We start from the raw sequence: 1,109 nt of genomic DNA, 5'->3' as shown, positions 1-1,109 counted from the left end.
AGGTCAGCGGTTCGATCCCGCTAGTCTCCACCATATTATTTACAAACTATATAAGGCGGTGTAGCTCAGCTGGCTAGAGCGTACGGTTCATACCCGTGAGGTCGGGGGTTCGATCCCCTCCACCGCCACTATTTATTAGTTGTAAAATTATATTTAGGACCTTTAGCTCAGTTGGTTAGAGCTAACGGCTCATAACCGTTCGGTCGCAGGTTCGAGTCCTGCAAGGTCCATATAATTTTGGAGGAATACCCAAGTCCGGCTGAAGGGATCGGTCTTGAAAACCGACAGGGGCTTAACGGCTCGCGGGGGTTCGAATCCCTCTTCCTCCGTTTTACTAATGGTCTCGTAGTGTAGCGGTTAACACGCCTGCCTGTCACGCAGGAGATCGCGGGTTCGATTCCCGTCGAGACCGCCATTTAATTTTATAATTAATAGCGATTTACCTATAATAATGGAGGAATACCCAAGTCCGGCTGAAGGGATCGGTCTTGAAAACCGACAGGGCCTTAACGGGCCGCGGGGGTTCGAATCCCTCTTCCTCCGCCATTATTTTTTATTATCGCGGGATGGAGCAGTTCGGTAGCTCGTCGGGCTCATAACCCGAAGGTCGGTGGTTCAAATCCGCCTCCCGCAATATTTTATAGGTCTCGTAGTGTAGCGGTTAACACGCCTGCCTGTCACGCAGGAGATCGCGGGTTCGATTCCCGTCGAGACCGCCATCATTACATTTTTATTATGGTTCAGTAGCTCAGTTGGTAGAGCAATGGATTGAAGCTCCATGTGTCGGCAGTTCGACTCTGTCCTGAACCATTTCTTTGCCGGCCTAGCTCAATTGGTAGAGCAACTGACTTGTAATCAGTAGGTTGGGGGTTCAAGTCCTCTGGCCGGCACCATTTATGGAGGGGTAGCGAAGTGGCTAAACGCGGCGGACTGTAAATCCGCTCCTTCGGGTTCGGCAGTTCGAATCTGCCCCCCTCCATTTATTATTTTTAATAGGGGCATAGTTCAACGGTAGAATAGAGGTCTCCAAAACCTTTGGTGTGGGTTCGATTCCTACTGCCCCTGCCATGGCGGCTGTGGTGAAGTGGTTAACACATCGGATTGTGGTT

General features: G+C 50.6%; 11 tRNA genes. All 11 read left to right on the top strand.

Going from position 1 to position 1,109, the window contains the following annotated elements:
- Positions 1–54: 54 nt before the first annotated feature.
- The 11 genes from HMPREF3247_RS14070 to HMPREF3247_RS14020 all read left to right on the top strand — a co-directional run bounded on the left by HMPREF3247_RS14070 (position 55) and on the right by HMPREF3247_RS14020 (position 1,068).
- Positions 55–128: transfer RNA gene (locus tag HMPREF3247_RS14070), tRNA-Met, on the top strand.
- 28 nt (positions 129–156) lie between these two features.
- Positions 157–230: transfer RNA gene (locus tag HMPREF3247_RS14065), tRNA-Ile, on the top strand.
- 9 nt (positions 231–239) lie between these two features.
- Positions 240–329, top strand: a tRNA-Ser gene (locus HMPREF3247_RS14060).
- A 10-nt stretch (positions 330–339) separates the two neighbouring features.
- Positions 340–415: transfer RNA gene (locus HMPREF3247_RS14055), tRNA-Asp, on the top strand.
- Positions 416–453: 38 nt separating this feature from the next.
- Positions 454–546: transfer RNA gene (locus HMPREF3247_RS14050), tRNA-Ser, on the top strand.
- A 14-nt stretch (positions 547–560) separates the two neighbouring features.
- Positions 561–634: transfer RNA gene (locus tag HMPREF3247_RS14045), tRNA-Met, on the top strand.
- Between the two features lie 9 nt (positions 635–643).
- A tRNA-Asp gene (locus HMPREF3247_RS14040) sits at positions 644–719 on the top strand.
- Between the two features lie 18 nt (positions 720–737).
- Positions 738–810: transfer RNA gene (locus HMPREF3247_RS14035), tRNA-Phe, on the top strand.
- A gap of 7 nt (positions 811–817) precedes the next feature.
- Positions 818–893: transfer RNA gene (locus HMPREF3247_RS14030), tRNA-Thr, on the top strand.
- A gap of 5 nt (positions 894–898) precedes the next feature.
- Positions 899–979, top strand: a tRNA-Tyr gene (locus tag HMPREF3247_RS14025).
- A 15-nt stretch (positions 980–994) separates the two neighbouring features.
- Positions 995–1,068: transfer RNA gene (locus tag HMPREF3247_RS14020), tRNA-Trp, on the top strand.
- Positions 1,069–1,109 lie beyond the last annotated feature (41 nt).

It is taken from the genome of Staphylococcus sp. HMSC36A10 (genome assembly GCF_001838845.1).
Lineage (GTDB): Bacteria > Bacillota > Bacilli > Staphylococcales > Staphylococcaceae > Staphylococcus > Staphylococcus aureus.
Note: the sequence above shows the minus strand (reverse complement) of the source record. Positions and strands in the feature narration are given on the sequence as shown.